Here is a 15931-nt window from a genome sequence, read left to right on the forward strand (position 1 = left end):
CGGCCCCCGAGGGGACCGGCCGTTCGTCGTGGTGGTGATGCCGCGGATCAGTTGTTCGAGGACAGCTTCTCGCGCAGAGCGGCGAGCGACTCGTCGTCGGCGAGGGTTCCGCCGCCGGCAGCCGACTCGGTGTTGGTGAAGCCGCCGCCGACCGAGACGCCCTCGGAGACCGTGGCGGCCTCCTCCTGCGACTTGGCGACCTGCGCCTTGTGGGCCTCCCAGCGAGCCTGAGCAGCGGCGTACTCCTGCTCCCAGGCCTCGCGCTGGGACTCGAAGCCCTCGCGCCACTCGTTGGTCTCCGGGTCGAAGCCGTCGGGGTACTTGTAGTTCCCCTGGTCGTCGTACTCGGTGGCCATGCCGTAGAGCGCCGGGTCGAACTCGGTGCCCTCGGGGTCGACGTTCTCGTTCGCCTGCTTGAGCGAGAGCGAGATGCGGCGACGGTCGAGGTCGATGTCGATGACCTTGACGAACACCTCTTCACCGACCGACACGACCTGCTCGGCGAGCTCGACGTGCTTGCCCGAGAGCTCGGAGATGTGGACGAGGCCCTCGATGCCGTCCGCGACGCGGACGAACGCACCGAACGGGACCAGCTTCGTGACCTTGCCCGGGGCGACCTGACCGATCGCGTGGGTTCGGGCGAAGACCTGCCACGGGTCCTCCTGGGTCGCCTTGAGCGAGAGCGACACGCGCTCGCGGTCGAGGTCGACCTCGAGGATCTCGACGGTGACCTCCTGGCCCACCTCGACGACCTCGGAGGCGTGCTCGATGTGCTTCCAGGAGAGCTCGGAGACGTGGACGAGACCGTCGACGCCGCCGAGGTCGACGAACGCACCGAAGTTGACGATCGAGGACACGACGCCCTTGCGGACCTGACCCTTGTGCAGGTTGTTCAGGAACGTGGTGCGGCTCTCGGACTGCGTCTGCTCGAGGAGCGCGCGACGCGACAGGACCACGTTGTTGCGGTTCTTGTCGAGCTCGAGGATCTTCGCCTCGATCTCCTGGCCGAGGTACGGCGTGAGGTCGCGGACGCGGCGCAGCTCGATGAGCGAGGCCGGGAGGAAGCCGCGGAGGCCGATGTCGACGATGAGCCCGCCCTTGACGACCTCGATGACCGAACCGGTGACGACACCGTCGGACTCCTTGATCTTCTCGACGTCGCCCCACGCGCGCTCGTACTGCGCGCGCTTCTTGGAGAGGATCAGGCGACCCTCCTTGTCCTCCTTCTGCAGGACGAGGGCTTCGACGCTGTCGCCCACGTTGACGACCTCGGAGGGGTCGACGTCGTGCTTGATGGAGAGCTCACGCGAGGGGATGACGCCCTCGGTCTTGTAACCGACGTCGAGGAGGACCTCGTCGCGGTCGATCTTCACGACGGTGCCTTCGATGAGGTCTCCGTCGTTGAAGAACTTCAGAGTCTTTTCGACCGCGGCAAGAAAGTCTTCAGCAGACCCGATGTCGTTGATCGCGACCTGCTTGGTTGCCTTTTCGGTCGTTGCGGTTGTCATTAAGGGATGCTCCAGGATGGATGGGTATCGGGCGGCGGGCACCGACACGCCCGAGGGCGTGACGCGGTGGTGACCACTGCGGAGGTGATGGGGGTGCCGCGACCCGGGAGTGCTCCGACGCCCGGGACCGTGATCCTGGACCTCGTCGCGCACCGTGGGCACGGCGGCGCCACGAATGTGACGTTCCAGACTATCGAACCCACGAGGGTGAGAGCAATCTCAACGGGCTCCGTTCCGCGTGTCCTGGCGGATCCGGGCGGTCGCGATCCGGCTGGCCGGGCTCAGGCTCCGCCGGCCAGGCTCGTGCGCAGCGTATCGAGCCCGACGCCGCCCAGATCGAGCGCGCGGCGGTGGAAGCCGGCGAGCGAGAAGTCCGCTCCCTCGCGTGCGCTCGCCTCGTCGCGCAGCTCCTCCCAGATCCGCTGGCCGATCTTGTAGGAGGGCGCCTGACCGGGCCAGCCGAGGTAGCGGTTGACCTCGAAGCGCACGAAGGCGTCGTCCATGTTCACGTTCGCTCGCAGGAAGGCGAGGGCGGACTCGGCGGTCCAGACGTCGGTCGAGCCGGGCATCCGCTTCTGCAGGTGCACGCCGATGTCGATGACGACGCGGGCGGCGCGCATCCGCTGCCCGTCGAGCATGCCCAGGCGGTCGGCCGGGTCGTCCAGGTAGCCGAACCGCTCCATCAGCCGCTCGGCGTAGAGGGCCCAGCCCTCGGCGTGCCCGGAGCTGCCGGCGAGCTGGCGGCGCCAGGTGTTGAGGCTCGCACGGTTGTACACGGCCTGGCCCACCTGCAGGTGGTGACCGGGGACGCCCTCGTGGTAGACCGTCGTCAGCTCGCGCCAGGTGGCGAACTCGGTGACGCCGGGCGGGACGGACCACCACATCCGGCCGGGCCGGGAGAAGTCGTCGCTCGGGCCGGTGTAGTAGATCCCGCCCTCCTGGGTCGGCGCGATGCGGCACTCGAGGCGGCGGAGCTCGTCGGGGATGTCGAAGGCGGTGCCGGCGAGCTCGCTCACGGCCCGGTCGCTGGTCTCCTGCATCCAGCGCTGCAGCGCGTCGACGCCGTGCAACGTGCGGGCGGGGTCGGTGTCGAGGTGCGCGATCGCCTCGGCGACGCTCGCGCTGGGCAGGATCTCGCGGGCGATCGCCTCCTGCTCGGCGGTCATCCGCGCGAGCTCCTCGATCCCCCACTCGTAGGTCTCGTCCAGGTCGACCACGGCGCCGAGGAACCGGCGCGACTGCAGCGCGTAGTGCTCGCGCCCGACGGCGTCCTGCTCGGTCGCCGCGGGAGCGAGCTCGGTGCGCAGGAACCGCGCCAGGCCGCCGTAGGCCGCGGCGGCGCGGCGCGCCCCCTCCTCGAGCCGCAGCGAGAGCGACGCGGGCAGCGAGCCGGTCGCGGGCGCCGCGCCGGCGGCCAGTGCCGCGAAGAACCCGCGCGGCCCCGCGATCGTCTCGGCCTGCTCGGCGACGAGGCCGACCTGGCGGCGGGCCGGCGTCACTCCCGCGCCGATGCCCGCCCGGAGGGTCTCGGCGTAGCCGGCCAGAGCGGCCGGCACGGCGAGGAGCCGCTCCGCCACGTCCTCCCAGTCGCCCACGGAGTCGGTCGGCATCAGGTCGAAGACGTCGCGCAGCTCCTGCGCGGGAGAGGCGATCACGTTGAGGTCCCGCAGCGGGAGACGCGCCTCGTGCGCCTCGAGCGACAGCCTCAGGTCGGAGCCGAGATCGGCGACCGTCACGGCGTCGACGGCGTCGACGGGCACGGCGGACTCGAGCTCGGCCAGGGCGGCGGCCGTCGCCGCGCGGGCGCGCTCGACCCCCTCCGGCGACAGGTCGCCGAGGCGGCGGTTCGCCTCGGCCCGGCCGATCGACGTGCCGAGGGTGGGCTCGAGCCCGACGAGGGTGTCGACCCACCGCTCGGCGACGAGGTCGACGGCGGTGGGCTCGCGGGAGGTGTCGGAGGTCATGCCTTCGAGCCTAGCCAGAGGCCCGGAGCGGCCCGGGACCTCGCGGCGTCAGTGCGCGGCGACGTCCCAGTCGGAGCCGTGGCCGACCTGCACCTCGAGCGGCACGGAGAGATCGACGGCGCCCGCCATCCGCGCGCGGACGACCTCCTCGAGCACGTCCTCCTCGCCGGGGGCCACGTCGAAGATCAGCTCGTCGTGCACCTGGAGCAGCATCCGCGACTCCAGGCCCTTCTCGCCGATGTCGGCCTGCACGCCGATCATCGCGATCTTCATGATGTCGGCGGCGGAGCCCTGGATCGGTGAGTTGAGCGCGGCGCGCTCGGCGTTGTCGCGGAGGACGCGGTTGCCGCTCTGCAGATCGGGGAACGGCCGGCGGCGGCCGAAGATCGTCTCGGTGTAGCCGGTCTCGCGCGCCTGCTCGACGACCGTGCGGAGGTAGTCGCGGACCGCGCCGAAGCGCACGAAGTAGTCGGTCATCAGCTGCTTCGCCTCGTTGCTCGAGATGCGCAGCTGCTTGGAGAGGCCGAAGGCGCTCAGTCCGTAGGCGAGGCCGTAGGACATCGCCTTGACCTTGTTGCGCATCGCCGAGGTGACGTCGGACGGCTCGACGCCGAAGATCCGCGCGCCGACGAAGCGGTGCAGGTCCTCACCGCTGTGGAAGGCCTCGATCAGGCCGGCGTCGCCGGAGAGGTGCGCCATGATCCGCATCTCGATCTGCGAGTAGTCGGCGGTGATCAGGGTGCTCGCCTGCTCGCCGTGCACGAACGCGGTGCGGATGCGCCGGCCGACCTCGCTGCGGACCGGGATGTTCTGCAGGTTGGGATCGTTGGAGGAGATCCGGCCGGTCGCGGTGCCGGTCTGGTCGTAGCTGGTGTGGATCCGGCCGTCGGCGGTGACCGACTTCTCCAGCGTCTCGATGATCTGCTTGAGCTTGGTCGCGTCGCGGTGCTCGAGCAGAAGCCCGAGGAAGGGATGCGGGTGCGACTCCTGCAGGTCGGCCAGGGCCGACGCGTCGGTCGTGTAGCCGGTCTTGGTCGCGCGGGTGCGCGGCATCGCCAGCTCCTCGAAGAGGACCTGCTGCAGCTGCTTGGGCGAGCCGAGGTTCATCTCGTGCCCGATCTCGGCGAAGGCGCGGTTCGCGAGGTCGACGGAGGTGGCGGTGAGCTCGCCGCGGAGGCGCGCGAGCACCTCGGCGTCGATCGCGACGCCGGTGAGCTCCATCGTGGCGAGCACCTGCACGATCGGCAGCTCGATGTCGACGAGGACGGAGAGCATGCCCTCTCCCAGCAGCTCGGTCAGCACGCCGACGAGGCGGTGCGCGTACCAGGCCTCCGTGGCGGGGCCGATCGGCGGGGCGGTGGGGACGAGCTGGTTCGGATCACCCTGGATCATCGCCTCGTCGAGGTACTGCAGGACCTGAGCCGGCAGCGTCGCCGCGTGACCGGTGGGCTGCAGGAGCCAGGCGGCGATGCGGGTGTCGAAGGCGAGGCCGGCCACGGGGAGTCCGGCGCGGCGCAGCGCCTTGACCTGCGGCTTCGCGTCGGCGAAGTACTTCGGGGCGTCGCTCGCGAGCCACTCCTCGAGCGCGGTGTAGTCGGGCCGGCCGGCGGCCCAGGGCACGAAGGCCGACTCCGCCTCGACCGAGAGGCCGATGCCCTCCAGGCCGCCCTCGCCGAGCTGCACCTGCACGGCGACCGGGACGGTGCCGTTCGCGGAGACGCGGGCGAGCCAGTGCGCGAGCTCCTCGTCGACCAGGTTCCGCACGGCCGGCGCCGCGGTGACGACCGTGTCGCCCGCGAGCGCCTCCGCCGCGCCCTCGACGCCCTCGTCGGCCGCGATCGTGAGCACGCGCTCCTGGAGTGTCTTGAACTCGAGCCTGCTGAAGATCTCGCGGACCGCGTCCGGGTCGATCGGGCGGCGGTCGAGGTCGTTCGGGCCGAGCGGCAGCTCGACGTCGGTGATCAGGCGGTTGAGCCTGCGGTTGCGGAGCGCGTTCTCCTTCTGCTCGCGGAGCTTCTCGCCCACGACGCCCTTGATCTCGTCCGCGTGGGCGATGATGTCGGCCACCGTGCCGTACTGGTTGACCCACTTCGCCGCCGTCTTCGGGCCGACCTTGTCGACGCCGGGCAGGTTGTCGCTGGTCTCGCCGACGAGCGCCGCGATCTCGGGGTACTGGTGCGGCTCGACGCCGTACTTCTCGAAGACCTTGTCGCGGTCGTAGCGGGTGAGCTGCGACACGCCCTGGGTGGACGGGTAGAGCAGGGTCACGTCGGGGGTGACCAGCTGGATGGTGTCGCGGTCGCCGGAGACGACGAGGACCCGGAAGCCGGCCTCGGCGCCCTGGCGGGCGAGCGTGGCGAGGATGTCGTCGGCCTCGAAGTCCTCCTTCGAGACGGTGCGGATGTTCATCGCGTGCAGCGCCTCCTCGAGGAGGGGGACCTGGCCCTTGAACTCGGGCGGGGTCTCGCCGCGGGTGCCCTTGTACTCGGGGTACTCGCGGGTGCGGAACGAGTAGCGGGAGATGTCGAAGGCGACGCCGAGGTGCGTCGGCTTCTCGTTCTTCAGCAGCAGGATCAGCATCGACAGGAAGCCGTGGATGGCGTTCGTGTGCTGCCCCTCGCGGGTCTGGAAGCTGTCGACCGGGAGGGCGTAGAACGCCCGGAACGCGAGCGAATGACCGTCGATGAGCAGGAGGGTAGGCTGTTCCGGATCTGACACAGGGCAAGACTACACAGCGCCTCCGACACCGGTTCGGGCCCGGTCCCGCCCGTCGGCGGAGGGCCTCCGGGAGGCCCAGCACGAGGAGCACCGTGACCGAATCCGCCCCCGCCGCCGCGACCGCCGACTCCTGGGTCCGCCCGCCCGTCCTCGACCTCGAGGCGCACATCGGCCGCGGCATGGGCGAGCTCGCCGAGCGGATGGGCATCGTCTGGCACGAGCTCACCCCCGAGCACTCGGTCGCCTCGATGCCCGTCGAGGGCAACCGCCAGCCGGTCGGCATCCTGCACGGCGGCGCCCACGTCGTCCTCGCCGAGTCGATGGGCTCGATCGCCGCGAACGTGCACGCCGGAGCGGGCCGCCTCGCGATGGGCATCGAGCTGAACGCGAGCCACAGCCGCTCGATCACCCACGGCCACGTGATCGCCACCTGCGACGCGATCCACCTGGGCTCGACCCTCACCACCCACGAGATCGTCGTCCGCGACGAGCAGGGCCGCCGCCTCAGCACGGTCCGCATCACGAACATCCTCCGCGACGCCCGCTGACGACGGCACGGTCATCGAGTAGCCCGAGCGCGGAAGCCGCTTCACGTCTCGGTGGTGAGGGAAAGTTGCGGCTGCGCCGCGTCATGGTGGTCGAGTAGCCCCGCAGGGGCGTATCGAGACCCACCACCTCAAAGACGTCGGGCTCTTCCCCGCCCTGCGCTGGCGCCGAAGGCGCCCCCTCCGCTCGGTACGCCCGCTGCGCGGACTACTCGATCAGCAGGGCATTCCCCCTAGGTACTAGGCGATCTTTCCCAGGACAATCGTCGGCGCCAGGACGGCCGGTCTGCGGACCCGGCCTTCATCCACCTCGGCTCGACCCTCACCACGCACGAGATCGTCGTCCGCGACGAGCAAGGCCGCCGCCTCAGCACGGTCCGCATCACGGACATCCTCCGCGACGCCCGCTGACCGGGTTCAGCTCCGCGCCGCGGAGACCGTGAGCGCGAACACCGTTCCAAGCACGAGCACGAGCCCGGCTGCGACGAAGGACGGCACGGGCGACCCGACGACGGTCGACATCGTCCAGCCGATCAGTGCAACGCCGAGCTCTGCGGCGAACACTGCGCGCGTCGGTCGCTGGGCGGAGCGCTCGAGGAGGCGCGACCCCTCGACGAGCGGAATCATCCGCGGAACGAGAGCCAGGAGAACGAGCAGGAGAGGGAAGGGCACCTCCACTGCACCTCCCCAGGATCCGGACGACGGAGCATCGACGACGAGGAGGACAGCGAGCGCCACTGCGAGAACGAGGATCCCCGCTCTCGATCGGGGCATGCCCCACGGCGACGAGGAGCGAGTCGAAGTCGGAGCCATCTGCTCATTCCTTGCAGGGCTCGACGACGGGCAAGAACGCCACTGCCACGTAGTGGAAGTGCCGGATCCCGAAGCACTTTCCTTCGTTGTTCGCTCGGTTGGCCGTGTCGAGCGCAGCTGCCAATCCGAGCCCGCACGCCCACCCGACGGTTCCGCAAGCGGCGGTCGCCACCCCGACGGGGAAACTCGACTCGGAAGCGATGCGCTGCGTCTCCGCCCGGCTGTAGAGAAGCGTGCAGAAGGCCGCATCGCATTCCAGACTCGGATCCGCGACGACGGGATAGGTGGCTCCCGCGTGCTGCACGTGCTGGACGACGACGGCGCCGTCGACCTCGTACCAGGTGTCGACAGGAGCACCGTCGGCGTCGACCGCCCACGGTTCCGCGATCGTGTTGACGACGTTCCCGAGCGAGTCGGAGACGGTGATGCCGCCACTGCTCGTGAGCTCGAGGTGCGCATCAGCACCCGCAGCGGTGACCGCGAAGCGGTACTCCTCCGGCGCCTCCGCTCCCTTGACGACCACGTAGCCGGCGGCGGCCGCGGTCTTGTCAGAGCTGGTGAGCACGTAGTCGGCGTGCTCGCCCTCGTAGAGGAGGACACCGGGCTGCACCTCCTCTCCGCTCGACTCCGTGACCGGCGCGAGCGAGAGCGAGCCCTGCGGTGTGGACACCGTCAGTCCGTCGACATCGTCGAGTTCCTCGGAGGCGAGGTCCCGCCCTCCTTCCGAGCCGATCCCCTCGTGTAAGGGCACGGACTCGTCCGCGACGAAGTCCGCTTCGCGTCCCGTCGCTCCGGAAGCCAGGAGGTCACGCTCGTCCAGGGCGTCCAGGGCGTCCAGGGCGTCCAGGGCGTCCAGCGCGTCCCTGCCGTTCTCGGCGGTACTCGCCGCCGACGACTCCGACAGCGATCGTGGACTCGCCTCCGCAGGGGCGCTCCCGAGCGCAGCGGCCGCGAAGACGAGAGCGGTGAGAAGAACGGAGGAAGGCCTTGTCAGTGTTCTCATCGTGCGCTCCATTGCGTCGACATCGCACGAGAAAGCTCGCACCTGCGGTCGCTGGGCCTCGTCGAACTCGAACGATGATCTCTCCACCCGGATGCCTCGGCGTCTTCGTCGGAGAAGGCGGGTTACCTCTGCGACACTCGAATACCATTCGGGTATGGCATTGATAGCAATGAGATCCGACCGGGTGCAACCGCTGTCGCCCTGTGCCGGTCGTCACGCGACAGAGCCGGAGCAGTTCGCTGCTCCGGCTGCTCCGGACGAGGAGGCCGCGACGGGTCCGCAAGCCCCCGCCGCCGCGGGACGGGCGACCTAGGCTCGGGGCGTGACCTTCCGCGATCTGCTGCGCTCCCTGCCGTCCATGCCGTCCGAGCTGCCCGACTTCGAGGTGGAGGCGGCGCCCGCCGATCCCGTCGAGCTGTTCGGGCAGTGGCTGGAGGCGGCGAAGGACGCCGGCCAGCTCCTCCCCCACGGCGCGACGCTGTCGACCGCCGACGCCGACGGGACCGTCTCGGCGCGAGTGCTGGTGCTGCGCGACATCGACGACGCCGGCTGGGCGTTCTCGACCCACGCCTCCAGCCCCAAGGGGCGGGCGATGGCGGCGAACCCGCACGCCGCGCTGACCTTCTTCTGGCCGGTGCAGGGCCGGCAGGTCCGGGTGGAGGGCCGCGTCGAGCGCGCCTCCGCCGAGGAGTCGAAGAAGGACTTCGAGCGGCGCTCGGAGGCCGCGCGCACGGCCCTGCTGGTCGGCCGGCAGAGCGAGCCGATGAAGCGCGCCGAGGACTTCGACCTGGTGACGCTGCAGACCGGCGTCGCCGTCGCCTGCTCCCCGGCGACGCTCGACCGGGACTGGGCCGTCTACCGCGTCGTGCCCGAGCGGATCGAGTTCTGGCAGGGCTCGACCAGGGCGGAGCAGGACCACACCCGCCTGCTCTACCGCGCACCCGCTGCCGGAACGACGGAGGCGGGCGGCTCCCCGTGGGAGCGCACCCGCCTCTGGCCGTGACGGCGCGGCCCTCGGGCCGCCGCCGCCCTACTTCTTGGGGCTGAGCTGCTCGATGATCGCCTGCGCGACGTCGTGCATGGTGAGGCGGCGGTCCATCGACGCCTTCTGGATCCAGCGGAAGGCCTCGGGCTCGGAGAGGCCCATCTTCTCGTTGAGCAGGCCCTTGGCCCGGTCGACGAGCTTGCGGGTCTCGAAGCGCTCGACCATGTCGGCGACCTCGGCCTCGAGGGTGAGGATCTGCGCGTAGCGGGAGAGGGCGATCTCGATCGCCGGCAGCAGGTCGTTCGGCGTGAACGGCTTGACCACGTAGGCCAGCGCGCCGGCCTCGCTCGCGCGCTCGACCAGCTCCTTCTGACTGAAGGCGGTCAGCAGGACGACGGGGGCGATGTGCGCCTTCGAGAGGCGCTCGGCGGCGGAGATGCCGTCGAGCTGGGGCATCTTCACGTCCATGATCACCAGATCGGGGCGCAGCTCGGTGGCGAGGGCCACGGCCGTCTCGCCGTCGCCCGCCTCACCGACGACCTCGAAGCCGTTGTCGCGGAGGATCTCCACGATGTCCATGCGGATGAGCGATTCGTCCTCTGCGACGACGACCCGACGGGGTGCGGTCTGCGGAGTTTCCTGGTCTGTCACGCCGAAGAGCCTACGGTATTCTCGACAGGCTCGTGATGAGCCGGTGTGGCGGAATGGCAGACGCGGGGCACTCAAAATGCTCTGTCCGAGAGGGCTTGTGGGTTCGAGTCCCACCACCGGTACCGCAGGCGCCCCGCGCGCGTCGCCGCTTCGCTAGCGTCGTCGGATGGATGACGCCTCGGCGGCCTGGCCGCTCTTCTCCCTCGTGCTGCGCACGCCGCGCCTCGAGCTGCACCCCGTCCGCGACGAGGATCTGCCCGCCCTCGCGGCGGCGGCGGTCGCCGGGATCCACGAGCCCGGCCGCTCGCCGTTCCCTGCGGCCTGGGCCGAGGTTCCCGCGGAGCAGCTGCCCGCCGACCTCGCCCGCTACCAGTGGTCGCTCCGCGCGGCGACGCGACCGGACTCCTGGCGCGTGGCCTTCGCGATCGTCGAGGACGGCGCGGTGATCGGCTGCCAGGACCTGCTCGCCGACGCGTTCGCGGCGCGGCGCACCGTCTCCTCCGGCTCGTGGCTGACGCGGTCGGCTCAGGGCCGGGGACTCGGCCGGGAGATGCGCGCCGCCGCGCTGCTGCTCGCCTTCGATCACCTGGGCGCGGAGGTGGCGGAGAGCAGCGCGCTGGCGTGGAACACCGCCTCGATCCGGGTGTCGACGGCGCTCGGCTACGAGCCCAACGGCACGCGGCGCACGGTCGGCGCCGATGGAGTCGCGGTCGAGGAGACCCGGTTCCGCGTGACGCCCGAGACGTTCCACCGCCCGGAGTGGGCGCTCGAGGTGTCCGGTCTCGAGGCGGCCCGAGCGCTCCTGATCGCCGAGCCGGCGGCGGACTCCTAGCGGGACCGGATCAGGCTGAGACGCTCAGAACTCCGCGAGACTCCCGCGCAATCCGCCGCCCGGGTACTCCCGCCGCAGGATCCCGCGGCGGCGCAGGATCGGCACCAGCTCGTCGAGCATCCGGTGCAGCGTCACCGGGTGGAAGTCGCCGGAGAAGGCGAAGCCGTCGTTGTCCGCGTCGTCGCCGAGCTCCTGGACGAAGTCGGCGACCTCCTCCGCAGTGCCCACCACTCCGGTCCGGTCGGCGATCAGCCCGAGGCGCGCCTTGGCGGTGAGCAGGGCGCGCAGCGGGGCGTCGGCGTCGGCGCCGCCGTAGAGGCCGGCGATGCTGCCGCGCGAGACGTGCTCGCCGAAGACCGACGGGTCGATCGGGCGGTCGAGGTCCAGCACGGTCAGGTCGGTCTCGAGGTCGCTGGACCAGGCGGCGGCCGCGGTGAGCAGCGCCGCGTCGTCGGGGTGGGCGGAGGCATCGACGAGGCGCTGCGCCTCCTCCCGGCTCGAGACGATGATCGGCTTGACGACGAAGAGGATGGTCAGGTCGTCCGGGTCGCGCCCGTGCGCGGCGGCCGCGGCCCGGGCCCGCTCGCGGTAGGCGCGGACCGTCGCGGTGTCGAGCGAGGCGAGGGCCAGCTGGATCTCGGACTGCGCGCCCGCGAAGTCGATGCCGCGCGGCGATCCACCGGGCGAGACGATGACCGGCTCGCCCGGGCCCGCGGCGGTCCCCGCCGAGGACTCGGTGCCGAACGGCAGCGCGTTCAGCGGGCCGTCGAAGGAGTAGTGCCTCCCGCGGTGCCGCACTGCGCGCAGCCGGTCGCCGTCGGCGAAGCGGCCGGTCGCCTCGTCCTGGATCAGCGCGCCGTCGTCCCAGCTGCGCCACAGCTCGCGCAGGGAGTCGAGCCACTCGTGCGCGCGGTCGTAGGCGCCGTCGTGCGGGAGCGGCTCGAGACCGAAGTGCCGGCTGCTGCCCACGTCGGTCACGACGTTGAGCCCGAGCCTGCCGCCGCTGAGGTGCTGCAGCGTGGCGAACTGGCGTGCCGCCTGGTACGGGCTGTAGGCCATCGGGTTCACCGTCGGCGCGACGCCGAGGTGCTGCGTCGCCTCGAACAGCGAGGGTGCGAGCAGCAGCGGGTCGTGCTTGGGCCCGCCGTAGGCGCGGCGGATGCGGAGGTCGAGGGTGCTCGCGTTCCCGAGCGAGAGCGCGTCCTCGATGATGACGAGGTCGAAGCCGGCCTGCTCGAGCTCGCGGGCGCTCCGCCGGTAGACCTCGGCCGTGGTCCAGGAGTGGTCCCACTCCCAGCCGGGCTGCCCCCAGGCCTGCGGGCCGAAGCCGCGGGAGAGGAACCAGGCGAAGTGCTGCGGCCGGCTCACGACGCCTCCGCCAGCACGAGCGGCCGGACGGCCGAGGCGCGCAGCCCGAGCTCGAGGTCGGCGAGCAGGTCCTCCACGTCCTCGATGCCGATCGAGAGCCGCAGCAGACCGGGGCCGATCCCCGCGGCCTCGAGCTGCTCGGCGGTGCGGCCGACGTGCGTGGTCGAGGCCGGGTGCAGCACGAGCGAGCGGACGTCGCCGAGGTGCGTCATCCGGGTGAAGAGGCCGAGGGCGTCGGAGAAGCGGCGCGCCGCCTCCTCCCCGCCGTGCAGCGTGAACGAGAAGACCGAGCCCTGCCCGAGCGGCAGCAGGCGCCGGGCGAGGGCGTGCGAGGGGCTGGAGGCGAGTCCGCTGTAGTCGACGCTGGCGACCTCGGGCCGCGCCTCGAGCCAGCGCGCGACGACGAGGGCGCTGCGGGACTGGTGGCGGACCCGCAGCGAGAGGGTCTCGAGGCCCTGCTCGAGCAGGAAGGCGGTGAGCGGCGAGACGGTCGGCCCCATCCGGCCGGCCACGACGTAGCGGGCGTAGTCGGCGAAGGCGCGCTCGGGGTCGCCGCCGCGCGCGATCGCCGCGGCGAGGTGCGGGTAGGCCGCCGTGCGCCAGTCGAAGCACCCGCCGTCCACGATCACGCCGGCGATGACGGCGCCGTGGCCGGCGAGGAACTTGCTCGCCGAGTGCACCACGATGTCGGCCCCGTGCTCGAGCGGGCGGAGGAGGTACGGGGTGGCGAAGGTGTTGTCGACGACGACGGGGACGCCGGCGCGGTGCGCGACGTCGGCGACGAGCCGCACGTCGACCACGTCGTTGCGCGGATTCGGGATCGACTCGATCAGGACGGCCCGGGTGCGCGGAGTGATCGCCGCGGCCCAGGCGAGCGGGTCGTCGGCGTCCTCGACGAACGTGGTACCGATGCCGAGGCGGGCGAGGTTCTCCAGCAGGAGGTTGCGCGTGCCCTCGTAGAGGCTCGCGGCGGCGACCACGTGGTCTCCGGCGGAGGCGAGCGCGAGCAGGGCGACCGAGACGGCGGCCTGACCGCTGCCGACGAGGAGCGCCTCGACGCCGCTCTCGAGGGCGGCGAGACGGCGCTCGACCGCGTCGGTGGTCGGGTTGCCGACCCGGGTGTAGGTGTAGCCGTCCGCACCGGCGAAGCGGTTCCGCGCCTCATCGAAGGAGTCGAAGCTGAAGCCGGCCGTGAGGTAGATCGGGGTGCGCCGCGCGTGCAGCGCGTCCTCGACCGCCCCGGCGTGCAGCTGACGGGTCGAGAAGCCCCAGCCGTCGTCGCCCGAAGACCCGTCCTGCGCCATGGTCCGCCTCCTCTGTCCCCGCCCTCGGGCAGTGGGCACCACCGTGGCAGAGGAGGCGTCGGGCGCGTCGGGTGGTTACCCGGCGTTACGCGGAGAGCCCGCGGGTGCTCACCAGAACATCGTCCCGGGCGCGCCCTTGAACGGGCCGACCACCCGCGAGGTGATCCAGCCGCCGTAGAAGTCGCCCGGCTGCGGCTGCACCGCCTCGCCGTCGACGGTGCAGGAGTCCATCCGCCCCGGGTAGAGCGCGACCGTGTCGACGAGCTCCTCGAAGCCCGGCATCGGCTCGGGGTAGATCCAGCCGGCGGCCTCGGCCACCGCTCCTCCGCCGCGCACCGTCAGGTAGGAGGCCGCGCCCTTGAACTCGCAGATGCTGCGGCCCGGCGCGGGTTCCAGGGCTCCCTCGGCGAACGCGGAGCGGGGCAGGTAGTAAACGGGCGGGTGGCTGGTCTCGAGGACGCGGAACGCCGCGCGGGTGTCGGCGACGACGACGCCGCCGAGCCGGACCACGACGTGCTCGGCGGTGGGCTCGACCCTGGGCGGTCGCGGGTAGTCCCAGACGGATTCCTGTCCCTCGGCGGGGGGTGTGCGCTTCATCCCGCCCACGCTACGCGGGGCGGCAGCGGCCCCTCGCCGGCTCCCAGGCGATGCGCGGGCGGGCGCGTCGGAGGTCCGCGGATCACCGCCGGGTCGGCACGGGGTCGCCGCGGTCGCGTAACGTCGACCTTGCGCCGGAATCCCGAGACCGCGCGCAGAAGGATCACACGCGTGCCCGAAGAATGCATCCACGGCCTCGACATCGCTCTCTGCGACGTCTGCTCCCCTGCCAAGCTCCCCGAGCCGCAGGGCCGCACCCGAGCTCCGGTGCGCGTGCCGGGCACGTCCCGCGCGGCCACCGCGCGCGCCGCCGCCCGCGGCACCGCCCGTGAGAAGCCGCTCCCCCAGGTGGACATCACCGCGCAGCGCATCTACCACGTGACGCACCTCGACAACCTCGAGGCGATCGTCGCCGCCGGCGCCGTGCTGGCCGACCAGAACCTCGAGGGCCGCCCCGCGGTCGACGTCAGCGCCGAGACGACCCGCGAGCACCGCCGCGCCGTCCAGGTCAAGGACGGCGTCAGCGTCGCCGGCTACGTCCCGTTCTTCCTCTCCCCCGACGCCGCGCTCTGGGCGGACCTCCGCGGCGACCGCGTGCTCCCGCACTGGTCGCCCCGCGCGCACACCACCACGGCGTCGCAGTTCGTCGTCCTGGTCGGCTCGCTGTCCTCCGCACCCGTGCTCAGCGACGGCGACGCGTCGCACGTGCTCACCCGCTTCACCGAGGGCGACGCCCTCGTGCGCACCTTCGCCCGGCTCCTCGTCGACGAGCCCGCCCTGCGCAGCGCCGAGGCGCTCGTGCCGGACCGCTTCCCGATCGAGGAGATCGCCGTCGTCGGCGTGCCGTCGGTCACCATGAAGAACAAGGTCAAGGCGATGTTCGAGAACAGCGGAGCCTCGCCGCGCGTCGCGGTCTACCCGCCCTGGTTCCACCCGGTCGCCGAGGAGGAGTGACGCTCCGGAGTGACACTGCGGAGTGACGCGGCGGAGCCGGCCGCGCCGGTCGGCTCCTACGCCCCCTCGAGCAGGTCGAGGCGGTCGGCGAGGTAGCGCTCGAGGGGCATGAGCCCCTGCTCCCCCAGGCCCGGCGCCCAGCGGACGACCACCCGGTCGCCCCGGAGCGAGAGCGGCTCCTGACCGGCGGCGAGGCCGTCGGCGTCGATCGCCAGCCGGCGCCAGCCGTGGTTGACGATCTCGCCCTCGCGGAACGGACCGTCGAAGGCGGCCTTGCGGATCTCCCGGCGCGCCTCCTGCGACTCCGACTGGTTGTTCGCGTGCAGCGGCGCGACCGAGCGCGTGACCGAGCCGGTCGCGAAGACGTCGCCGTCGCGCCCGAGCAGCAGGACGCCGAGGCGCCAGGCCCGGGTGACCGGGGCCATCACGGGTGCCCGGCGGAAGCCGAGGATCGCGCGCGGCCGGCGGAGCTCGGCGAGGGCCTGATCCGGGACGCCGCGGCGCTCGAGCTCGGCCGCGGTCTGCGCCAGCAGCTCCTGCAGGGCGGCGGCGGCGCGTGCCGCCTCGTCCGATGCCGTCATGGCCGCACTCCGTTCCGCTCCCCTGCGCTCGACCGGCCCGGGTCGGCTCCGCCAGCCTAGAACGGGTGGCGAGCGGCGGGGTCCACGGAGCCGGAGACGCCGACGGCG

14 protein-coding genes, 1 tRNA gene and 1 pseudogene are annotated in these 15931 nt (G+C 71.9%); 6 read left to right on the forward strand and 10 right to left on the reverse strand.

The annotated features are described in order from the left end of the window. Nucleotides 1–47 precede the first annotated feature (47 nt). From rpsA to polA, 3 genes are all read right to left on the reverse strand, one after another. The gene (gene rpsA / locus HRK28_RS17650; protein WP_123446259.1) at nucleotides 48–1508 is read right to left on the reverse strand and encodes a 30S ribosomal protein S1; all 1461 of its coding nucleotides are present in this window, start codon (nucleotides 1506–1508) and stop codon (nucleotides 48–50) included. Between the two features lie 281 nt (nucleotides 1509–1789). After that, nucleotides 1790–3472, reverse strand: coding sequence for a DUF885 domain-containing protein (locus tag HRK28_RS17655; protein ID WP_173252557.1), 1683 nt, complete (start codon nucleotides 3470–3472; stop codon nucleotides 1790–1792). Between the two features lie 48 nt (nucleotides 3473–3520). Beyond that, the gene (gene polA / locus HRK28_RS17660) at nucleotides 3521–6190 is read right to left on the reverse strand and encodes a DNA polymerase I (RefSeq protein WP_173252558.1); all 2670 of its coding nucleotides are present in this window, start codon (nucleotides 6188–6190) and stop codon (nucleotides 3521–3523) included. Between the two features lie 179 nt (nucleotides 6191–6369). Between polA and HRK28_RS17665 the strand changes: the two genes are divergently transcribed. Further along, nucleotides 6370–6738 (forward strand): PaaI family thioesterase, encoded by a 369-nt coding sequence (locus HRK28_RS17665; protein ID WP_123446567.1) that lies wholly within the window; start codon nucleotides 6370–6372, stop codon nucleotides 6736–6738. A 300-nt stretch (nucleotides 6739–7038) separates the two neighbouring features. Further along, a pseudogene (locus tag HRK28_RS20300) lies at nucleotides 7039–7146 on the forward strand (thioesterase); the annotation flags it as partial. A 6-nt stretch (nucleotides 7147–7152) separates the two neighbouring features. On the opposite strand, the gene HRK28_RS17670 reads toward HRK28_RS20300, so the two are convergent. Both HRK28_RS17670 and HRK28_RS17675 read right to left on the reverse strand, forming a co-directional pair. Then, complete coding sequence (locus tag HRK28_RS17670; protein ID WP_173252559.1) at nucleotides 7153–7362, reverse strand: hypothetical protein; 210 nt, start codon at nucleotides 7360–7362, stop codon at nucleotides 7153–7155. 190 nt (nucleotides 7363–7552) lie between these two features. Beyond that, nucleotides 7553–8551 carry a hypothetical protein gene (locus tag HRK28_RS17675; protein WP_217274880.1) on the reverse strand — a complete coding sequence of 333 codons (999 nt, stop codon included), beginning with the start codon at nucleotides 8549–8551 and terminating at the stop codon, nucleotides 7553–7555. A 322-nt stretch (nucleotides 8552–8873) separates the two neighbouring features. On the opposite strand from HRK28_RS17675, the gene HRK28_RS17680 reads away from it, so the two are divergent. After that, nucleotides 8874–9554, forward strand: coding sequence for a pyridoxal 5'-phosphate synthase (locus HRK28_RS17680; protein ID WP_160089792.1), 681 nt, complete (start codon nucleotides 8874–8876; stop codon nucleotides 9552–9554). 27 nt (nucleotides 9555–9581) lie between these two features. Here HRK28_RS17680 and HRK28_RS17685 read toward each other — a convergent pair whose 3' ends face one another. Further along, the gene (locus HRK28_RS17685) at nucleotides 9582–10187 is read right to left on the reverse strand and encodes an ANTAR domain-containing response regulator (protein WP_123446252.1); all 606 of its coding nucleotides are present in this window, start codon (nucleotides 10185–10187) and stop codon (nucleotides 9582–9584) included. Nucleotides 10188–10226: 39 nt separating this feature from the next. Here HRK28_RS17685 and HRK28_RS17690 point away from each other — a divergent pair. Then, nucleotides 10227–10309, forward strand: a tRNA-Leu gene (locus HRK28_RS17690). A gap of 44 nt (nucleotides 10310–10353) precedes the next feature. After that, nucleotides 10354–11019: a GNAT family N-acetyltransferase gene (locus HRK28_RS17695; protein ID WP_173252561.1), complete on the forward strand. Its 666-nt coding sequence runs from the start codon at nucleotides 10354–10356 to the stop codon at nucleotides 11017–11019. A gap of 24 nt (nucleotides 11020–11043) precedes the next feature. Here the strand turns inward: HRK28_RS17695 and HRK28_RS17700 are convergent, their stop codons facing one another. From HRK28_RS17700 to HRK28_RS17710, 3 genes are all read right to left on the reverse strand, one after another. Continuing rightward, nucleotides 11044–12387 (reverse strand): NtaA/DmoA family FMN-dependent monooxygenase, encoded by a 1344-nt coding sequence (locus tag HRK28_RS17700; RefSeq protein WP_173252562.1) that lies wholly within the window; start codon nucleotides 12385–12387, stop codon nucleotides 11044–11046. After that, nucleotides 12384–13691: an O-acetylhomoserine aminocarboxypropyltransferase/cysteine synthase family protein gene (locus HRK28_RS17705; RefSeq protein ID WP_173252563.1), complete on the reverse strand. Its 1308-nt coding sequence runs from the start codon at nucleotides 13689–13691 to the stop codon at nucleotides 12384–12386. Before HRK28_RS17705 ends, HRK28_RS17700 begins: the two co-directional genes overlap by 4 nt. A gap of 108 nt (nucleotides 13692–13799) precedes the next feature. Next, complete coding sequence (locus HRK28_RS17710) at nucleotides 13800–14288, reverse strand: DUF427 domain-containing protein (protein ID WP_160089800.1); 489 nt, start codon at nucleotides 14286–14288, stop codon at nucleotides 13800–13802. A gap of 171 nt (nucleotides 14289–14459) precedes the next feature. Between HRK28_RS17710 and HRK28_RS17715 the strand changes: the two genes are divergently transcribed. Beyond that, nucleotides 14460–15242 carry a DarT ssDNA thymidine ADP-ribosyltransferase family protein gene (locus HRK28_RS17715; RefSeq protein WP_159422559.1) on the forward strand — a complete coding sequence of 261 codons (783 nt, stop codon included), beginning with the start codon at nucleotides 14460–14462 and terminating at the stop codon, nucleotides 15240–15242. Nucleotides 15243–15298: 56 nt separating this feature from the next. Here HRK28_RS17715 and HRK28_RS17720 read toward each other — a convergent pair whose 3' ends face one another. Next, complete coding sequence (locus HRK28_RS17720; RefSeq protein ID WP_173252564.1) at nucleotides 15299–15823, reverse strand: hypothetical protein; 525 nt, start codon at nucleotides 15821–15823, stop codon at nucleotides 15299–15301. Nucleotides 15824–15931: the final 108 nt, after the last annotated feature.

It is taken from the genome of Rathayibacter sp. VKM Ac-2835 (assembly GCF_013266705.1).
Taxonomy (GTDB): Bacteria; Actinomycetota; Actinomycetes; order Actinomycetales; family Microbacteriaceae; genus Rathayibacter.

Excerpts from the sequence above, each read along its gene's own strand:
- HRK28_RS17710 (WP_160089800.1), bottom strand. The coding sequence starts at position 14,288 with ATGAAGCGCACACCCCCCGCCGAGGGACAGGAATCCGTCTGGGACTAC.
- HRK28_RS17670 (WP_173252559.1), bottom strand. The coding sequence starts at position 7,362 with ATGATTCCGCTCGTCGAGGGGTCGCGCCTCCTCGAGCGCTCCGCCCAG.
- rpsA (WP_123446259.1), bottom strand. The coding sequence starts at position 1,508 with ATGACAACCGCAACGACCGAAAAGGCAACCAAGCAGGTCGCGATCAAC.
- HRK28_RS17720 (WP_173252564.1), bottom strand. The coding sequence starts at position 15,823 with ATGACGGCATCGGACGAGGCGGCACGCGCCGCCGCCGCCCTGCAGGAG.
- HRK28_RS17695 (WP_173252561.1), top strand. The coding sequence starts at position 10,354 with ATGGATGACGCCTCGGCGGCCTGGCCGCTCTTCTCCCTCGTGCTGCGC.
- HRK28_RS17705 (WP_173252563.1), bottom strand. The coding sequence starts at position 13,691 with ATGGCGCAGGACGGGTCTTCGGGCGACGACGGCTGGGGCTTCTCGACC.
- HRK28_RS17655 (WP_173252557.1), bottom strand. The coding sequence starts at position 3,472 with ATGACCTCCGACACCTCCCGCGAGCCCACCGCCGTCGACCTCGTCGCC.
- HRK28_RS17665 (WP_123446567.1), top strand. The coding sequence starts at position 6,370 with ATGGGCGAGCTCGCCGAGCGGATGGGCATCGTCTGGCACGAGCTCACC.
- HRK28_RS17675 (WP_217274880.1), bottom strand. The coding sequence starts at position 8,551 with ATGAGAACACTGACAAGGCCTTCCTCCGTTCTTCTCACCGCTCTCGTC.